Here is a 17,429-nt window from a genome sequence, read left to right as displayed (position 1 = left end):
TACCGTGGAAGCATGCCTTCCCCATCCGCAACTCCAGTCACACGCAGGCGTCAGCGCAGCACACGCCTGACGGTTGCTGTAGCCCTGCTGGCGCTGGCCGCCATCACGATCACCGCTGCGGTGGCCTCCGGGTCGTGGCTGGTCGTCGTGCTCGCGGCCGTTCTCGGGCTCGCCTGTGGCGCAGCCGCAACCAAGATCACCCACTCCGAGCTTCTCCAGACCCGCCGCGACTGGGCGCGCGACCGCGCCGAGCAGGCTCAGGCCTTCCGTGTCGAGTCCGAGAAGCGGGCCGAGGAGAACGCCGAGTTCCGCGAGCACATGGATGCCAAGCTCGCCGAGCGCGTCCAGGCCGTCGAGGAGCTCGAGGCAGCCCTGGCCGCTGCTCACCAGCGCGCAGCTGAGGCGGTCCGCCGCCGCGGCGACGAAGCTCGCCGGGCCGCCCAGGCCGAGCTTCGCGGAGAGCATCTCGAGGCGAGGCTTCAGGCCGTCGAAGCGGATGCCGCGGAGGCGGCCATCCGGGTCGCCGAGCTGGAGTCCGAGCTGGACGCCGTGCGCGCCGAGCTGGAGGTCGAGCGCACCAGCTGGAGCGGGGCTCAGTCCGCCTGACCGGCGAACGGCAGACAGATGTACGGATGGTGACGAGGAATCTACATTGTCACCGCAGTTGGATCCGGCGCGCGTGAAATAACGCCCCCACGCCCAAACAGGTACTCGGGTGGGTAACTGCCGGACGACTGGCTCGTTAGGATTTTCCGGAACGGGTAACGCATCTGTCGCGTCCCAGCGAGCTGTGGTGACGCTGCGACGAGAGTCGTTGGAAGGGGGACACCGGTGACGTTGATCGCCGAGAGGGCAGTCACGATCACTGAAGGCCTCGTCTATCTGCGCGACCTGATGGAAACGTATGCCAGGAGGACCCCGGTCACCTCGGTCGCCGTGCTCGGCAATGCTCCGCTGGGGCCCAGCGACGAGCGTGCACAGGCGATCGACGACTCAGACCTGGTCATCCGGGTCAACAGCTTCGTGCTCGACGACCCCGGTGGTCCGCGCGTTCAGGGGTCGCGAACAGATGTCGTGGTCTGGAACCGGATCACCCGTCCGACGCGGCACACCTTCGACCGCTACCGGGAGCGCCTCTACCTCCTCGCCGAGCCGATGCGCTTCCACGGCCGTCCCGAGGTGTGGCCGATGTCGTGGCCGCCCGATCTGGGCTTCGTTCCCCTCCCCAACGCGGAGGTGCTCCCTCGTATCGGCGACGAGCTCGACATCCCCTGGCGGACCGAGAAGCTGGCGCCGACCACGGGCTTCACCGCCGCGTGGCTGGCGGTCAACCTGTTCCCGGAGGCCGACATCCGGCTGTCAGGGTTCTCGTTCGTCGACGACCCGGGGCAGACGGAGTGGACCTACCAGATCGGCGGATCCTCGCCGGTGGCACGGGAACATCGGATCGAGGCAGAGGCGCGTGTGGTGACCGACTGGCTCAAGGAGGAACGGGTGTCTCTATGGCGTTGAACCGACTGCGCGGCGAGGTCATCAAGAAAGTCAGATCCGCTGCCGACGCGGAAGAGTCTCGCGCCATCATCGAGGAGCTGCGTGCGATCACGGACCGGCAGCGGGTCCGCATCGGTGACCTCGAGCGCGAGCTCGCTCGGGTCAGCCCGCAGGTCGCGGCCCTCGAAGCGCGTCTGGAGAGCCTGCGCGAGGCCGTCGAGCGGGGCAACGTCGCCACCGACGCCACGGCAGGCGGCAACGTCGACGCCGCCTCGATGTGGGCCGAGATCCAGCGTCAGCAGGAACAGGTACGCGCCCGCATCACCGCAGCCTCGCGTTTCGAGGAGCGGTTGCGACGACTCGAGGACGGCAACCGCGTTGGGTGAGCGTAGGCCGCAGGCCGCACTGAGCATCGTCATACCGTTCCACAACGTAGCGCCCTACTTTCAGACCTGCTTGGAGTCGCTTCGGACCCAGACCTTCTCCGACCTCGAGGTGGTCATGGTCGACGACGCGTCCACCGATGGATCCGCGGAGATCGCGGACCGGTTCGCTTCGGTCGATCCACGATTCCGACGGGTCTCCTCGGCGAAGGTGGGTGTCGGGGTCGCCCGGAACATCGGCGTCGAGAACAGCACGGGCGATCTCCTGGCGTTCGTCGACGCCGACGATTACGTGCCTGAGTACGCCTACGAGCTGATGACGGAGACGTTGGCCAAGACGGGCTCCGACTTCGTGGCGGGCAACGCTCGTCGCTTCGACTCGGTGTCGGTCTGGCAGTCGTGGTCTCATCGGCGGCTGTTCGTCACGACCCGCATGGCTACGCACTGCAGCCGGACCCACATCCTGGGCATCGATCGCTACATCTGGAACAAGGTCTACCGGCGCGACTTCTGGGACTCCGCGGGCCTCAGCTACCCGGACATGCTGTACGAGGACTACCCGGTCGCCCTTGCCGCGCACATCCGCGCCCGACAGGTCGATGTCCTCGCCGAGCCGGTCTACTACTGGCGTCACCGTGACGGTGGCGAGGCATCGATCACGCAGAGCCACTGGCATCTCGACAACCTCGAGGACCGCGTACGTTCGGCCGAGATGCTGTTCGAGATGGTCGAGGAGCAGGCTCCCTACCTCGCCGACCTGGTGAAGTCGCATCTCACCGCCACGGACGTCCAGGTGCTCGCCCGATCGATCGAGGACCACCCCGCCGACGAGGCCGGACGCATCTTCGACCTCGCCGCGCGCTACCTGGCGCGGATCGACGACACGATCCTCGATCGTCAAGGACCGTTCGAGCGACTCGTGTTCGACCTGCTGAGGCGCCGCCAACGTGACGCGCTGACCTCGTTGACCCGGTATCGAGCCGAGAACGGGACGCTGGCGCCGTTGGCCCGACGATCGGATGGCTGGTACGCGAAGCTCCCGACCTTCGAGGACGCCGCAGTCGGCGTCCCCGAATCGGTCTTCCGTCTGGCCCCCGCCTACCTGAAGCCCAAGGCAGTGGCCACCGAGGCCTGGTGGAGCGGGTCCCGAGTCGCGGTCCGGGTCAACGTCGGTGTCAACACCCTCGCGCTCGCGCGACGAACCCGCTTCAAGGTGTGGCTGCAGAGTCCCGCCGGCGCCAAGATCCCGGTGGACCATGTCACGAAGCCGCGGGCGATCGCATTCGGTCAGGACGACAGGTCCACGCTCGAGCTGAGCATCGATCCATCGCGACTGGCGGGTGATCGCCAGTGGCGCCTCATGATCAGCATCCGTAACCGCGATGTTCGCGACGTGATCCAGGTGGCGACCTCGGGAGACGGACGCGAGCGGTGGCAGGGCTGGCGGCGTATCGGCAACCGCTGGTGTCGCCCAGGACGCCTTCCGGGTGGCTTCGGGATCACCGTTCGTGACCTTCCGGACGCGTGGGTGGATCACACCGCGGACCTCGGCGACGAGATCGAGATCCGCGGCGCGTTCCGCGGCAGACGTCCTGAGCACGCAGAGCTGACGCTCACCGACCGCAGCGGTGCGGTGGTGACTCACCCGCTGACCATCGGGGATAGAGGCGATCGAGGCATCACCCCATGGCGGTTGACGGTGCCCGTCGACGCCGTCCTCGAGAAGTCCGGCATGGACGTGCCCATGGAGGAGATCGTGCCGACCCGGGTGAAGCTGGTCCGGAACGGGCGTACGTCTCCGCTACCGGTCCACCCGGACTTCCTCGGGTCTCGATCGCTGATGAAAGGGCGCGCGGTGAACGCCACCCGCGATCCGAACGGGTGCTTCGTCATCACCGCAGCCCACGACCGTCCGGTCGTGCATGACGGGTGGTGGCAGGGTCAGCAGCTGATCCTGCGCGGTCCGGACGGCCCACGACTGGCATCCACCGGCGCGTTGCTGCGGACCTGGCCGACCCCGGAGAGACCCCTCGACGTCCCGCTGGACGTGGTCGATCGCGACGGCGTCTTCCTGATCACCGTCCCAGTGGGCGCGATGCAGGACGCCGCCGTCGAGCACGACGTCTGTGCGACATCGTCGTGGTCGTTGCTGGACGGCCGCGAGCACAAGCCGATCGTCGTGGCCCGTGAGCTCGGGGAGCGGGTGCCTCAGCCCGCCGCAAGCGAGGCAGCGAAGCTCGAGTTCGGCTGGTCCGACGAGATCCACCTGCGGCTCGCGCCGGTCACGCCCATCGAGGCGTGACCGGCACGCGCCACTAGCGCCTGACTGCGCGCCGGAGCGCGCCGAGAGCCCTTCTGAGCAGGCGAGCCGCACGCCGGGCTCCGGGCAGGCGTCCGAGGCGGGCCCGGGCCCGCGACGGGACGCTCGAGGCACGCTTGGCGACGCGGCTGATGGAGGTGGTCTGCTGAGCGCTCAGCTGATCCTCCAGCTCCTTGATCCGACCGTTCAGGGCCGCGACGTCGCGTCGGGCTGCGGTGCGGACCTCGTGGGTCATCGTCTGCCGCTGACGCATCTGCTGTTTGAACCAGGTCACCTGACCGCGAAGCGCCTCGTTCTCGTCCATCAGCTTCCGCAGCTCGCTCGTGTCGGCCTCGGCCGGCGACGTCCGGCGTGCGAAAACAGGAGTCATCCCGTTCGACGAGAGTGCGGACTCCCTCCGCTCGCGCACCCGGCGTACGTCTGCCGGGGTCACCACTGTGTCGACGGTCGCGGCGAGAAGGACGGTGAGCTCGTCCCGCCCGCGTCCGGCTGGCCAGGGGTGCCGCCATCCCGCCACGCAGATGAACGCGGCCAGCTCGTCCAGCAGCCCCAGCAGGATCTCGTCGGCGGAGGCGCCGAGCCTCACCGCGGAGTCGTGGACCGGGACGAGACGGTCGGCGTCGAGGCCGATCTCGTCGACCTGGAGACCGCGCCAGCGCTCAGGGTCGCCGTCCACCGCGTCGCGCAGCCGGCGTACGCGGCTGCGCAGGCCCGAGGCGTCCCGTCGTGCCGAGTCGCGCATGGCCTCGACCAGCCACGAACGGTCGGCAGCGTTCCATGACGTCGCGTTGCCGCTCCGATCGACTCCGAGGATCGACCCGATCGTGTCCGCGCTTCGCGCGGTTACTCCCTCGAGGCCGCGGGTGACCAGCCAGCCGCCGGCGGCTGCCGTGACTCCCAAGGTGTCCAGCGTCTGGGCCAGCGCAGGCTGCAGCTCGCGCAACGTGGCGGTGTCGGCGGGTCGGCCATGAGCGATGGCGAGCGCCGCCGAGCACGCGTCGGGAACTGCGGCCAAGGTGGGAGCAGCGACATCGGGCCACAGGGTGTATCCGTGGCCTCCGAGCCGTGCGCTCGCATCGACGAGGCTTCGCGGGTGTGCACGATCATGGATCGGGAACGACCAGTCAGCATCCTCGTTGGAGGCTTCCGAGGCGACGGCCCTGAGCTGTTCGAGCGGGGATCCTGGGTTCGGGACAACCACTGCCAGACGAGAGTCGCGTGTCGCCAGGCGGGCGAGGTGCACGGAGATCGTGTGCCAGTCCGCAGGGGCCGCGTCGATCGACGAGACCCGTCCGAAGCCGTCCAGCGCGAGCACCGCATCGGCCGGCTGATCGGGGGTCCAGGAGCGAAGGTCTCCGCAGACGACATCGACAGACCTGTCTGCGTACCGCTCGGACACGAGCTTCGCATCGGTGTGTGTCCGGAGCACGACGGTGGTTCTCGCCGCGTGGCCGAGGACGGCGTCGAGCAGCTCGAGGTCGTGCGGGCCGACGACGAGGAGGTGAGCGGCATCGCGCGCCGTGGCAACGGCGAATCGGCTCAGGACCGGCCCGCGAGGGCACGGGTCAGCGCTGGTCAGGTCCGACCAGTCGTACATGTCCCCCGAGACGATCTCGTAGGCGTCGCTCTTCGAGACGGTGTCGATGTCGTTCATCCAGTGGGCTCCCATCCGAAGAGCGCGCGGAGCTCGGCAGGAGACGCCATGGCGTCCAGCCCGAGCTCGCGCACGGTCGTGGCGCGTACTTCCTCTGCATCGGTCTCTACTCCGTGGAACTCCGGGAACAGCCGTCTGGCCTGCTCGTTCCCGTCCCGCACGCTGGCGTCCCTGACGTCGGAGAAGGTCATCGGGTCACCGTAGACCGCGACCTCGGAACCGACCGAGGCTCCGTAGAAGATCGCCGTGGTCAGTCGGTTCGAGGCGACCCGCCGGTGGCGGATCTGCTCTGCGTACTGCTTGTGGAGGAAACGGGTGTCCGTGCCCTGCCGCAAGGTGCCTCGCTTGCCGTGGCAGATGACTCGGAACCCAGCGTCCTCATAGCTGCGCCGGACCTCCGGCATCTCGTACTCGATCCAGTAGAGACAGACGGTCACCGGACCGTCCTCGGTGTCTCTGATCTCCGAGATCAGTCGGTCGTGATCGCCGCTGACCTGACCGTGGTCCCAGGTGTGGAAGGGGTAGAAGATCGTTCCCTCGCGCTCAGCGGCCGGCGGCACGGGCTCGGTGTCCTTCTTGAGCTCGAGCAGGTAGTTCCACGGCGCGCCGATCACCGCGTAGTCGCGCCAGCCGATCGCCTGGCCGCGGCGCAGGTTCGCGTGAGACCAGACGAACTTCGGGAAACCGTAGGGCGGTGCGTGACCCGGACCGAAGCCGTGAAGGAGGTTCCAGCCGTGTTGGAGCACGCCCCAGATCGGACGCGGCTCCTCGAAGGGGAGCCCGCAGTACTCGGACAGGATGTGTGCGTGTCCGTACCAGTGGTTGCTCGTGTCCAAATGTCAGTCTCCGAGATCTAGCGAACAGACTCGGGCGGCTCAGGTCGCACGCCGAGGCTTGTCAGAGTGTATGCGCGATTTCAGTGTGGTTTGAGCGCCGCCACGAGCACCGAGGAACCGAACGGCAGATCCAGCCTGCCCAGCAGTCGCTCGTCGATGCGGGTCGCACCGAGCAGGAGTCTCTCCGTCGCAGGCGAGACCGTGGGGAGCGGAGCGACGCCGCCCTCGGGGAGAGCGTCGGTCTGACCGCGCTCCTTGAACCGGGTGACCAGCCGCTGGGCGGCGAACATCGGGAACGTCCCGGTGAAGCCGTACGTCGCTCGCAGGGGCGACAGCCCAGCGGCCTCGATCACCTCGACCGCCCGCCGCCGGGTGTAGCGCCGGTGATGGTGGTTGTGGACGTCGTGGCTGGTCCAGGCCCAGTTGTACGCCGGCACAGACATCAGAAAGCGGCCGCCGGGAGCCAGGACCCGCTCGATCTCGGCGAGAGCGATGTCCTCACGATCGCAGTGCTCGATGACGTCGAAGGCGGAGACCACGTCGAAGGAGCCGTCGGCGAAGGGGAGCCCGGTCGCGGAGCCGCACACGCCGCCGTCGGTCAGCCCGCGCGGGTCGACGTCGAGGGAGACGTGCTGCTCGGCGGTGCCTTGTAGCCAGGTGACGCTGGGTCCGTCGGCGCTGCCGACGTCGAGCAGACGGCGTGGGGCGCCTACGTACGGCTTCATGACGGTCTCGAGGATCCGGGTGCGCGCTCGATACCACCAGTAGTCGCTCTGGGCGATCGAAGGAGATCCGCCGGCCTTGCCCATCAGCGTGTCCGTCTGGGTCATCGGGTCAAGCGGGGTCATCGGATGGAGATCTCGCTCACTTGGGTCGGGAGTGCGGATGTCCCAGCAGCGTAAGCCAAGGCGATCTCGTCGGCGGTGCGACGCACGCCGACCGAGAAAGGTGTCTGAGACCTTTGCCCGAGCTCCGGCCAGACGACGCTGCGGACCCGCAGGTCGCGGGTGTGGCTGGGAGTGCCGGCACCCGGGAGTCGCAGCCTCGCTCGTCGTCTGAAGACCCGGTTGGTCTCTCCGATGACGGCTGCGAGGGTCACGCCGGTGCCGGTGGCGAGGATCTTGACGACGGCGTTCGTTCCGGAGGTCCGGGCCTGCTCGTGGATTCCGTCGAGGGCCGCAGCGACCATCTCGGCGCAGTCGCCAACGTAGAGATAGTCCCGGATCGTGTCGAAGGAGACCCAGACCGGAAGCGGGGTGCCGCGCAGGTGAGCCAGACACAGCTGGGAGACGAGGCCCTGCGGCTTGGAGAGCGCTTGGCCCGGGCCGTAGAGGTTGGTGATCCGGCCGAGCAGCGCGACCGATCCGGTCTCGACGCAGAACTCGGTCAGCGCCTCCTCCATCGCCAGCTTGGCCCTGCCGTACGCCACCAGCGGGCGAGGCTCGGAGTGCTCGGTGAACGGGGGATCGGCCGAACCCGCGTAGACGCCACCGGCGGAGGAGGCGAAGAAGAAGGCCAGGCGGGTGTCGGGCTGCAGCGCTGCACGCAGGTCGTCGAGCACGTCACGGAAGAGCGACACCTCGGTCTCGAGCTCGTCCGCCGGGGTGGCGACGATGCCGGCGCCGGCACACCAGGCGATGTTCACGCGTCCGTCCGACGCCGCCGCCGCCGCTGTCGCCGAGCCGAGGAACGAGGTGAGCTCGGACCTCAGGACTTCGCGGGCAGCGATCGGGTCGTGCCACGGCACGCTCACCGTGCTAACGGGTGCCGCGGAGCGCTCCAGCGCGAGGCGTACGTGGCGACCGAGCAGACCGCCACTGCCGACGACGAACGTCGGGGGTCTGCTCGGGGCGCCGGTCCCCGTCATTCGGGGTGGCCGGGACCGGGTCCGTGGCGGAGCGGGCCGTTCGCGGGGTCGCTGACGACCACGTAGAGCGGCTTGCCCATCGCCATGTTGACCGCCATCCCGAGGTATTCGGCGATCACGCCGAGAGTGAGCATGATCGCGCCGGAGCAGACCAGGATGGCCGCCATCAGCGAGGTCCAGCCCTGGACGTCGACGCCGCCGGCCAGACGAGCGACGATGAGAGCGACCGCGAGCACGATGCCGGAGGTCGCGAGCAGGGCCCCGCAGACGCTGACCGTACGCAGCAGACGGGTGCCGCCGGTGAGCACCATCCGCCAGAAGTGGGACATCAGCGAGCGATAGCTGTAGCCGGAGGGCCGCTCACCCTCCTCGCGCAGCTCCACGGGACAGGTCGCCACGTCGGCGATGACCCAGCTCAGCGCGACGTCGAGGTAGACCCCGTTGGCCGCGTAGGCGGACACGCTGCGGCCGTACTCACCCAGGATCAGGCGGAAGCTGTTGAACTGCCGGGCGCGTCCGCCCGGCATGACGCGGTCGATGAGGACCTTCGATCCGCGCGAGGCCAGGTTGCGCAGCGGCCCGTGGGGCGCCGGGTTGGTGGGGCGGGCGTAGACGAGCGCGGCCTGCTCGCCGAGCGCGGTGTCGAGCATCGGCAGGATGTACGCCGGGTCGTGCTGCCCGTCCTCGTCCATCGTGACGATCCAGTCCGAGCCGGACGAGGCCAGGCCGGCAAGGGTGGCGGCGTGCTGGCCGAAGTTGCGGCTCAGCCAGACCGGGCGAACGATGTCGTACTTCTCGGCGAGCTGTCGCATGGCCACGTCCGAGCTGTCCGGGCCGTGGTCGTGGACCAGCAGGATCTCGGTGACGCGTCCTTGGTGGCCGTTCGGGGTGACAACCGGCTCGGCGAGATCGACGATCTCGCTCACCAATTCGGGAAGCGTCTCGGCACCGCGGTAGACCGGGATGACGACGGAGACGGTGTGGGTGAGGGACATCGCTAGGAAAATAGCGCATCCGGAGGGGGTTTGGTGTACTTCGTGTAGTCGATTTGTTGGCATGATCACCCGCGTGACTGCAGACCCGGCAACCGTAGGCGTCGCACCTGACGCAAAGTCCTCTTCGGATCGCACGCTCTCGGATCGCGTCTTCCCGGGAGGGTCCTGGTCCGGGCTGCTCCCGGGCACGCTGGTCGTGGGCGCGATGCTCGTCCTCGCGATCCGGGTCGCGGGAGTCGAGCTCGGCGACGCGCTGCGCTTCACCGCGTACGTCCTGGTCTTCCTCACCTTCCCGGGCACGGTGGTGTGGCGAGCCGTCGCCAAGCCGGGGCCTGGGCTAGGGAATGACCTGGTGCTCGGCACCATCCTCGGACTGGTCCTCGAGGCTCCGCTCTACGTGTTGCTGCGGCTGCTCGATCTCACACCGCTGATCTACGCCTACCCGGTCGCCGTCCTCGTCGGCTTCATTGTCGTGACCCGGCGCCGAGGCGCGCGGCCGGTGGTGATCGGGCGGGCGAGCCTGTGGTCGTGGGCCGGTGCTGCGGTGGCGTGCGTCCAGGCGCTGCTGGCGGCGAGGGGGGTGTGGTCGGTGCGTCCGATCGAGGCGGTGCGGGCTCCCTATGTCGACGATCCCTTCCACCTGGCGATCGCCGGGGATCTGCTCCACCACTTTCCCGCACAGATGCCGTGGGTGGAGGGCACGCCGCTCTTCTACCACTGGTTGGTCTACGCCCATCTGGCCTCGGCAGCGACGGTCACCGACATCGAGCTCGTCGTGCTCCTGCGGGGCCTGTCGATCGCGCTGCTCGTCCTGCTCACGGTCGGAGGTGCGTACGCAGCGGCTTTCCGTCTCACCGGCCGGGCCTGGCCCGGGTTCGTCGCTGCCCTCGTCCTCGCCATGGGAGCGGCTCCGGACTTCTTCGGCTGGACCAGCCTGGTCGGCCCCGCACAGCTCGCCTTCGACTCGGTGACCCGTGCGTTCTACAGCCCGACGCACGCGTTGGTGATGCCGCTCCAGATGGTCCTGATGGTGCTGATCGTCGAGATGATTCGGCGGGAGCGGTGGCAGTGGCGGTCGTGGGTGCTGACGGTGGCCGTCATGGCCGCCGTGGCCGGCGCGAAGTCATCCGCCCTACCGACGATCGTCGCCGGTCTGCTGCTCGCGCTCGTGGTCTCGGCCGTGCTGCGCCAGACGCGGGCGGTCCGCACGCTCGGTGCCCTGCTCGGCTCTGCCGTCGTCGTCTTCCTCGTTGCGCAGCAGGTGTTCTACGGCGGGGGCACCCGGGCGACGACGATCGATCTCAACGGCAGCACCGTCCAGCGCTTGGGCCTCCTGATGCTGCCGGAGGGTGAGACGCTCCCCGGGGCGGCGGCGGTGCCGATCTGGATCTGCTTCACGGTCGGTCTCGTGCTCGCCGTCGTGCCGGTCGTCATCGCCCTGGTGCGCGGCGGCTGGCGACGGCCCGAGCTCGTGTTCCTGGTGGGCCCCTGGGCCGCGGGCGCCGGTGCGCTGATGGTGCTGAGCCATCCGGCGCTGAGCCAGGCCTACTTCCTGCTGGGCGCCAGCGGCTTCATCGCCGTCGCCACAGCCATTGCCCTCGCGGAACTCTTCCCGGGCGATCTGTCGTGGCGCGAGGGCGTCCCGTACGTCGGCTGTGCTGTTCTCGGCGGTCTCGCCCTCGTGGCCGCGAGGCTACTGGTGGGTGACGACATGCCGGCCGACGGCTCGGTGTTCACCTCGACCCTGCTGACCCAGCTCGTCATCGGGCTGCTCCTGCTCGGGGCGGCCGCCGCCGTCGCACTCGTCTATGCCAAACGCGCGGCCCTTCCCGCGCTCCCCGTCGTCGCGGCGTTGATGACGGGGGTCCTGCTCGCTGGAGCACCGCAGACCGTCGCTCTCGCGGTGGCCGGCCCCTCCGGCGACCGCGCTCCCGTCACCGACATCATCGGCCCCGGTGGAGTCGCTGCGGCCCGCTTCGTCCGCGGGCACTCGCAGCCGGACGAGCTGATCGCGACCAACGCCCACTGCATCGGTCTGCCCGTGCCCGACTGCGACCGCCGGAACTTCTGGATCGCGGCGTACGCCGAGCGGCGGGTCCTGGTGGAGGGGTGGGCCTACATCGACCCGCTGGTCGTCGGGCAGCCGTCCACGGACCTCAACAACTCGGCGTACCTGCCCTTCTGGGACCCGGAGCTGCTCGGGGCCAACGATGCGGCGATCACGGATCCGTCACCGGCGACGATCGCCACGCTGCGCGACGACCACGGCGTCGACTGGATCGTCGTCGACCGTCGTTATCGGGCCGACCTCCCGGGCCTGCGCCGCCAGCTCGGTCAGCCGCGCTTCAAGCGCGGGCTGTACTCCGTGTTCGACCTGGATACGAGCGGCGGCCGTTGACCGGGCAGAACGGCGCAACGACCTCCACACCCATCTCTTACACGCGTCTCTGGTGAATTCGCACTGTCCATGGTCCCCGGTTGCTGACGGCACGCCATGATCGCGCCGTCGAGGTATGGGCCGCGGGTGTTCCGGGCGACGCACTTCTCCTGGGCTGAGTACGCCGCCTATGAGGCGTTCGTCGGGAAGGAGTGCACCGGTCGGGCCACGAACGCCCTGGTGAACCTTGTCGACCTCGACCAGCAGACCACGAAGATCGATCAGCTCATCGCGGAGACGGAGCGGTTCATCGAGCTTGTTGTCGGCGTCGTCTGGGTAGACGTCCGCGACCAAGTGCACGGCGAGGCCAGCCTCGCGCAACGCTGCGGCCGTTCGGCGTCCGAGACCTCGGTCGAGGAAGAGCTCAGGCCGCGGCAGCGGGTGGTGTGGCTGCTCGGATGATGTCTTCAACGACGCCTACGTCCAGGTCGTACTCATCGGCGACGTCCGCGATCCTCTCGCCGGCCTTCCACAGGCCGACGATATCGGCGACCCGCACCTTCTTCGCGCCGAGGACCGGCGCTCCCCAGCCGAACCGAGGATCGATGATCACATCAGCAGCCTCGGGGAAGGTCCGCAGATGGAGCCGCCTCGGGGCGCCGTCCGAAGCCCACTCGATCAGGCGCAGATGCTCGTGGAGCACCTCCGGGATGGCGTGCTGGCGATCGCGTGCCCTGACCAGCGAGGTCTCGTCGGCCAGACGGACGAACAGGTCGACCCCGTCCGTCGCGATCCGCTGTCTGGCCAGCGCATACGGGTCTCCGAACTCCTCACGGACAAGCTCCGCAGCTCGATCGACGGCCGCGAGCGGCATCCGCGCGTCCCGAAGAGCACGCAGGACGTACGCCTCGATGACACCGACGAACGGAACCCGCGGCCACCCTCGTCGCTCGGGCTCGACGGCGTGGACAAGCGGTGCCGCGCCGCGAGGGAGGAGCCAGCGGTCGAGGGTCGACTCGGGCATGCCGAGGTAGCGCGCGGTCTCGCGCGCGGTCAGCAGCGGTGTCGTGTAGATGTCAGCGGTCATCAGGGTGAAACCTCCCGTCGGGAAGCAGTGTCTCACTGGCGCACCCAGTCTCGCAGTAACGTAAGGCCGGTGCGGCCTCGAAGTCGGGCCTGTTGGCGCACGCACTGAAACAAAGCGAGCTGATTCGCTCACAGACGGCCCTGGGATCTACGCCGTGGTCGCGGCGATCGCGGACGCGTTCTACGAGGCGGCGATCGATCAGGACGTGCGTGCGTGAGGTGAGGACTCAGCGGCGCAGGATGCTGCGGATCGACCTGCGCCGCGGGGGCGTCGCTTCCCGCCTGCGAGCGCGACCGGCCTCGACCTCCTCCTGGATCTCCTCCGGGATGGTGTGCAGACCCTGCATGACCAGCTTCATCACCTGCATCACCTCGTCGCCCGGGATGCTCGCGTAGTCACCGATGTTGTAGTCGGGGAAGCTGCTCTGCTCGATCATGTCGGTGAAGGAGAAGCCGCCGAGCTTGCCGATGGTGAGATTGTCGTCGCGGTACTCGTCGAGTAGCTGCCGGCGGAACTCAGGGGTCATGTAGACCGCGCTGGACTTGTTCCAGCCCAGCCGGGTGGTCAGGGTGACGTAGTCGCCCCGGATGATCTGGATCCACCGCAGCCGGGTGGCCTTCCAGGAGTCGGCGCCACGGAGCCGGCCACGCATGGGGGCCGCTGCCACGATGGGAGCGAAGTGGCGCGCGGTCTCGACGGTCCGCCAGCCGGACCCGACGTTGCTCGTGCCGGCTCCTTCGCCCTGGATCGGGAGCTCGCACGTGTCGAGGAAGTCCGCGACGGCGTTCCCGTGACGCAGCTCCTTGCGGATGAACGGACGAAGCCTGAGGTCGACGTCCGGGATGGCGTCGGTGATCGTGTCCGCGAACTCGCCGTAGCGGAGGAAGCTCATGTCGAGGGGCGACCACTCGCGGAAGTCCTCGAAGGGGAGGTCGACCAGCTCGGCGTGCTCGGGCCGCATCACCATCAGCCGCTCGACGTAGAAGGCGTTGTAGAAGGTGGCCTGGTCGCGAACGTAGTGGACCCAGCGGACCTTCGCGCCCGCCTGGCGTGCGTACTCGCCGATCGCCTTGATGTGCTCGGGCTCGAGCATCGAGAACGCCTCGCAGGAGATCACCGTGGTCTCGGCGCTGCCGGAGACGATCGACTCGACCAGCTGCTCCCAGGTGCCGAGGGCGGGCGAGAAGAGCACCTCACCCAGCAGCTGGGAGTAGAGGTTCTGGTGCTGGATGCTGTGCTCGCCCCGGCCGATCGTGGGGTAGGCCACCTCGGGTGGCAGCTTCCCCTCGCGACTTGCGCGGGCGAGGAAGGTCTGGATCGCCGTGCTCCCGGTCTTGAACGTGCCGGAGTGGACGATCAGAGTCTTCTGCATGTGGTGCTCCAAGTGTCGCAGCTGAGAGGAAGGGCGCGACGTCTCGCGTGTCCGGGGATCCTAATCGCCGACCTTCTTCTGTTCGATCTGAGCGTTGATCGCGACCAGCTCGGGATGGGCATCCAGGAGGGAGACGAGACCGGTCGCGTCGAGATGATGGGCGTCGTGGTCCTCGATGAGGATCCGCAGCAGCCGTAGGTCCTCGGGGGTGTCGAGGGTGATCCGGTACGCCGAGGCGTCTCGCTCCCACGGCAGGCTGAGCTTGGGCCGGGCGTCGTCGCCGTAGAGCCACGGGGTGACGTGCTCGCGGTGGGGCTGCTCGGTGGCGAGCCGGTCGGCCTCCAGCAGCGCAGCCGCGGAGAAGACCTCGAAGTCGAGGCCTCGCGGGTAGGTGCGCTCCAGGGCGTTGCTGGCATAGAGCGCCGGGTCGTCGGCGGCGGCCCAGGCGGCGATGCCGCGGCGTACGACCTCGCCGTCGATCAAGGGGCAGTCGCTGGTCACCCGGACGACGACATCGGGCCGGAACTCCCGCACCGCCAGCGCGAACCGCGACAGCACGTCGTGCTCGCTGCCGCGGACGACCCCGGCCCCGAGCTTGTCGGCCAGCACGGCGACCGGGTCGTCGTCGAGATTGGTGGTCGTCGCGACGATCACCGGGAGGCCGGCGGCGGTGAGACGGGCGAGGTGATGCTCGAGCATGGTGGCACCCGCCGCCTCCTCGAGCACCTTGCCCGGCAGACGGGTGCTGGTCATGCGGGCCTGGGTGATGACGGCGGTCTTCACACGAACCCGATCAGCGTCTCGATGACCTCGTCGACCTGGTCGTCGGTCAGGTCGGGGAACAACGGCAGGGAGAGCTCCTCGGCGTAGAACGCCTCGGCGTTGGGGCACATCCCTCGGCGGTAGCCCAGGTCGGCGTAGACCGGGTGCCAGTAGACCGGGATGTAGTTGACCTGTACGCCGATGCCGGCTGCCCGCATCTTCTCGAACACCTCGCGGCGACGGCCCTCGAGGATGCGCACCGGATAGAGGTGCCACGCCGGGTCGACGCCCTCGCGCTGGACCGGGACCCGCAGCCCGTCGACGTCGGCGAGCGCGGCGTTGTAGCGGGCGGTGATCTCGGCGCGCCGCTGCTTGAACCCGGCCAGCCGCTTGAGCTGGGAGAGACCGAAGGCGCACTGCAGGTCGGTGAGCCGGTAGTTGAGACCGAACTCGTGCACCTCCTGGTGCCACGGCCCCTCGTCGGCGATGCGGAACCGGTCGGCGTCGCGCATCAGGCCGACGAAGTGAAACTCATGGGCCCGCTGCGCGATGGCAGGGTCCTTGGCGACGACCGCGCCGCCCTCGGCGGTGGTGAGGTTCTTGGTCGGGAAGAACGAGAGCGTGGTCAGGTCGGCGAGGTCGCCGACCGGGCGTCCCTGGGAGAAGCCGCCGATCGAGTGGGCCGCGTCGTCGAGCGTCAGCGCTCCCACTCGGTCGGCGATCGGCTGCAGCGCGGCGTAGTCGGCCGGATGGCCGGCGTAGTCGACCGCGGCGACGACCTTGGTGCGATCGGTCACCAGCGCGTCCACCGCTGCCGGGTCGATGAGGGCGGTGTCCTCCTCGACGTCGGCGAAGAGCACCTCCGCGCCGAGCAGCGAGGCACCCGATGCGGTGGCGACGAACGTCATCGGCGTGGTGACCACCTGGTCACCGGAGCGGACGCCGGCGGCGGCGTAGGCGATGTGGAGCGCGGCGGTGCCGGAGGTGCACGAGACCGCACGGTGCCCGCCGACGGTCTCGGAGAGCGCCTGCTCGAACGCGGCGACCGTCGGGCCGGTGGTGAGCCAGTCGCCGCGCAGGATCGCGGTGACTGCCTCGATGTCCTCCTCAGAGACCGACTGGCGGCCGTACGGCAGCACGCTCAGACCCCCGACTCCAGAACAGTGCGGAGGTCCTCGGCGTCGTACCAGATGTCGTTCTTGTCGGAGGCGCAGTGGAAGCCGTCGGGGACCGGGACGGCGTCCATGATCGGCTTGTAGCCCCACTGCGGGTTCTCCGGCTCGATCACGTAGTACCTCCCGTCGCGGATGCTGACCGCGCGACGGCCCTCCTCCGGGCTGATCATCTCCTCGTGGAGCTTCTCGCCGGGGCGGAGCCCGATGTCGACGAGCCTCGCGTCGGGCGCGACCGCCTTCGCCAGGTCGACGACCTTGTGGGAGGGGATGTGCGGGACGAGCAGCTCGCCGCCCTGCATGAGGTCGAAGGTGTCGATCACCATCTGCACCGCCTGCGGCAGCGTGATCAGGAACCGGGTGCACCGCATGTCGGTGATCCCGAGCGCCTCGCCGCGCTCGGCCATCGCCTTCCACTTCGGGATGATCGAGCCGCGCGAACCGGTCACGTTGCCGTAGCGCACCACGGCGAACCGGGTGTCGTAGGAGGCGGCGTAGTTGTTGCCGAGGATGAAGATCTTGTCGGCGGTCAGCTTGGTCGCGCCGTAGAGGTTGATCGGCGAGGAGGCCTTGTCCGTCGAGAGCGCGACGACCTTCTTGACGCCGGAGTCGATCGAGGCCTCGACGACGTTCTGCGAGCCCAGCACGTTGGTCTTGATAAACTCGAAGGGGTTGTACTCCCCGGTGTCGACCTGCTTGAGCGCCGCGGCGTGGACGACGTAGTCGACGCCGTGCAGTGCCCGGTACAGGCGGTCGCGATCGCGGACGTCTCCGATGAACCAGCGAAGCCTCGGGTCGTTGTCGAACAGCTGGCGGCACTCGAACTGCTTCAGCTCGTCACGGGAGTAGATGACGACGCGCTTCGGGTTGTGGTTGTCCAGGACATGGCGGATGAACGCCTTCCCGAAGGAGCCCGTCCCGCCGGTGACCAGGATGCTTGCACCATCGAGAGGATGGGCGTTCGGCTCGGGGGACTCTCGGGCTTCCGGATTCGGCACGGTCACAGGGATGCTCTCTACTCTGGTCCTCGGTTTGGCTCGCGCGCCAACGATACGGTGCGCAAGGGATGAAACATGCTGTCCTCGCCAGAAACGGACGAATCCTGGAGGTGAC

16 protein-coding genes are annotated in these 17,429 nt (G+C 68.7%); 6 read left to right on the top strand and 10 right to left on the bottom strand.

Annotated features, from left to right (window positions below; translation table 11 throughout):
- Positions 1 to 12: 12 nt before the first annotated feature.
- The 4 genes from BJ988_RS22935 to BJ988_RS22920 all read left to right on the top strand — a co-directional run bounded on the left by BJ988_RS22935 (position 13) and on the right by BJ988_RS22920 (position 4,176).
- Positions 13 to 606, top strand: coding sequence for a hypothetical protein (locus tag BJ988_RS22935; protein ID WP_179660188.1), 594 nt, complete (start codon positions 13 to 15; stop codon positions 604 to 606).
- A 225-nt stretch (positions 607 to 831) separates the two neighbouring features.
- Positions 832 to 1,512, top strand: coding sequence for a glycosyltransferase family 29 protein (locus BJ988_RS22930; protein WP_218861060.1), 681 nt, complete (start codon positions 832 to 834; stop codon positions 1,510 to 1,512).
- Positions 1,503 to 1,877, top strand: a complete 375-nt coding sequence (locus BJ988_RS22925) for a hypothetical protein (protein ID WP_179660187.1) — start codon at positions 1,503 to 1,505, stop codon at positions 1,875 to 1,877. Before BJ988_RS22930 ends, BJ988_RS22925 begins: the two co-directional genes overlap by 10 nt.
- Positions 1,870 to 4,176 carry a glycosyltransferase gene (locus tag BJ988_RS22920; RefSeq protein WP_179660186.1) on the top strand — a complete coding sequence of 769 codons (2,307 nt, stop codon included), beginning with the start codon at positions 1,870 to 1,872 and terminating at the stop codon, positions 4,174 to 4,176. Before BJ988_RS22925 ends, BJ988_RS22920 begins: the two co-directional genes overlap by 8 nt.
- A 13-nt stretch (positions 4,177 to 4,189) precedes the next feature.
- Here BJ988_RS22920 and BJ988_RS22915 read toward each other — a convergent pair whose 3' ends face one another.
- From BJ988_RS22915 to BJ988_RS22895, 5 genes are all read right to left on the bottom strand, one after another.
- Entirely contained in the window at positions 4,190 to 5,848 is a 1,659-nt protein-coding gene (locus tag BJ988_RS22915; protein ID WP_179660185.1) for a hypothetical protein, read from the bottom strand.
- The gene (locus tag BJ988_RS22910) at positions 5,845 to 6,684 is read right to left on the bottom strand and encodes a hypothetical protein (RefSeq protein WP_179660184.1); all 840 of its coding nucleotides are present in this window, start codon (positions 6,682 to 6,684) and stop codon (positions 5,845 to 5,847) included. Before BJ988_RS22910 ends, BJ988_RS22915 begins: the two co-directional genes overlap by 4 nt.
- An 80-nt stretch (positions 6,685 to 6,764) precedes the next feature.
- Positions 6,765 to 7,514, bottom strand: coding sequence for a class I SAM-dependent methyltransferase (locus BJ988_RS22905; RefSeq protein WP_179660183.1), 750 nt, complete (start codon positions 7,512 to 7,514; stop codon positions 6,765 to 6,767).
- Positions 7,515 to 7,528: 14 nt separating this feature from the next.
- A complete protein-coding gene (locus tag BJ988_RS22900) occupies positions 7,529 to 8,551 on the bottom strand; it encodes an NAD-dependent epimerase/dehydratase family protein (RefSeq protein ID WP_179660182.1) in 1,023 nt (340 codons plus the stop codon).
- The gene (locus BJ988_RS22895) at positions 8,548 to 9,546 is read right to left on the bottom strand and encodes a glycosyltransferase (protein ID WP_179660181.1); all 999 of its coding nucleotides are present in this window, start codon (positions 9,544 to 9,546) and stop codon (positions 8,548 to 8,550) included. Before BJ988_RS22895 ends, BJ988_RS22900 begins: the two co-directional genes overlap by 4 nt.
- A gap of 73 nt (positions 9,547 to 9,619) precedes the next feature.
- Here BJ988_RS22895 and BJ988_RS22890 point away from each other — a divergent pair, with 73 nt between their 5' ends.
- Both BJ988_RS22890 and BJ988_RS22885 read left to right on the top strand, forming a co-directional pair.
- The gene (locus BJ988_RS22890; RefSeq protein ID WP_179660180.1) at positions 9,620 to 11,944 is read left to right on the top strand and encodes a hypothetical protein; all 2,325 of its coding nucleotides are present in this window, start codon (positions 9,620 to 9,622) and stop codon (positions 11,942 to 11,944) included.
- A gap of 126 nt (positions 11,945 to 12,070) precedes the next feature.
- Positions 12,071 to 12,385, top strand: a complete 315-nt coding sequence (locus tag BJ988_RS22885) for a hypothetical protein (RefSeq protein ID WP_179660179.1) — start codon at positions 12,071 to 12,073, stop codon at positions 12,383 to 12,385.
- On the opposite strand, the gene BJ988_RS22880 is transcribed toward BJ988_RS22885, so the two are convergent.
- The 5 genes from BJ988_RS22880 to pseB all read right to left on the bottom strand — a co-directional run bounded on the left by BJ988_RS22880 (position 12,348) and on the right by pseB (position 17,320).
- Positions 12,348 to 13,010 carry a DUF433 domain-containing protein gene (locus BJ988_RS22880; RefSeq protein ID WP_179660178.1) on the bottom strand — a complete coding sequence of 221 codons (663 nt, stop codon included), beginning with the start codon at positions 13,008 to 13,010 and terminating at the stop codon, positions 12,348 to 12,350. The genes BJ988_RS22885 and BJ988_RS22880 overlap by 38 nt on opposite strands.
- 226 nt (positions 13,011 to 13,236) lie before the next feature.
- The gene (locus BJ988_RS22875) at positions 13,237 to 14,382 is read right to left on the bottom strand and encodes a hypothetical protein (RefSeq protein WP_179660177.1); all 1,146 of its coding nucleotides are present in this window, start codon (positions 14,380 to 14,382) and stop codon (positions 13,237 to 13,239) included.
- Between the two features lie 60 nt (positions 14,383 to 14,442).
- Positions 14,443 to 15,165: a cytidylyltransferase domain-containing protein gene (locus tag BJ988_RS22870; protein ID WP_179660176.1), complete on the bottom strand. Its 723-nt coding sequence runs from the start codon at positions 15,163 to 15,165 to the stop codon at positions 14,443 to 14,445.
- Positions 15,162 to 16,283, bottom strand: coding sequence for a UDP-4-amino-4,6-dideoxy-N-acetyl-beta-L-altrosamine transaminase (gene pseC / locus BJ988_RS22865; protein ID WP_179660175.1), 1,122 nt, complete (start codon positions 16,281 to 16,283; stop codon positions 15,162 to 15,164). The genes BJ988_RS22870 and pseC overlap by 4 nt, the downstream gene beginning before the upstream one ends.
- Positions 16,284 to 16,285: 2 nt before the next feature.
- Positions 16,286 to 17,320, bottom strand: coding sequence for a UDP-N-acetylglucosamine 4,6-dehydratase (inverting) (pseB, locus tag BJ988_RS22860; protein ID WP_343051746.1), 1,035 nt, complete (start codon positions 17,318 to 17,320; stop codon positions 16,286 to 16,288).
- Positions 17,321 to 17,429: the final 109 nt, after the last annotated feature.

It is taken from the genome of Nocardioides panzhihuensis (assembly GCF_013408335.1).
In the GTDB taxonomy this organism is placed as follows: Bacteria; Actinomycetota; Actinomycetes; order Propionibacteriales; family Nocardioidaceae; genus Nocardioides; species Nocardioides panzhihuensis.
The sequence above is the reverse complement of the archived record's forward strand: the minus strand, read 5'-3'. Positions and strand labels throughout refer to the sequence as shown.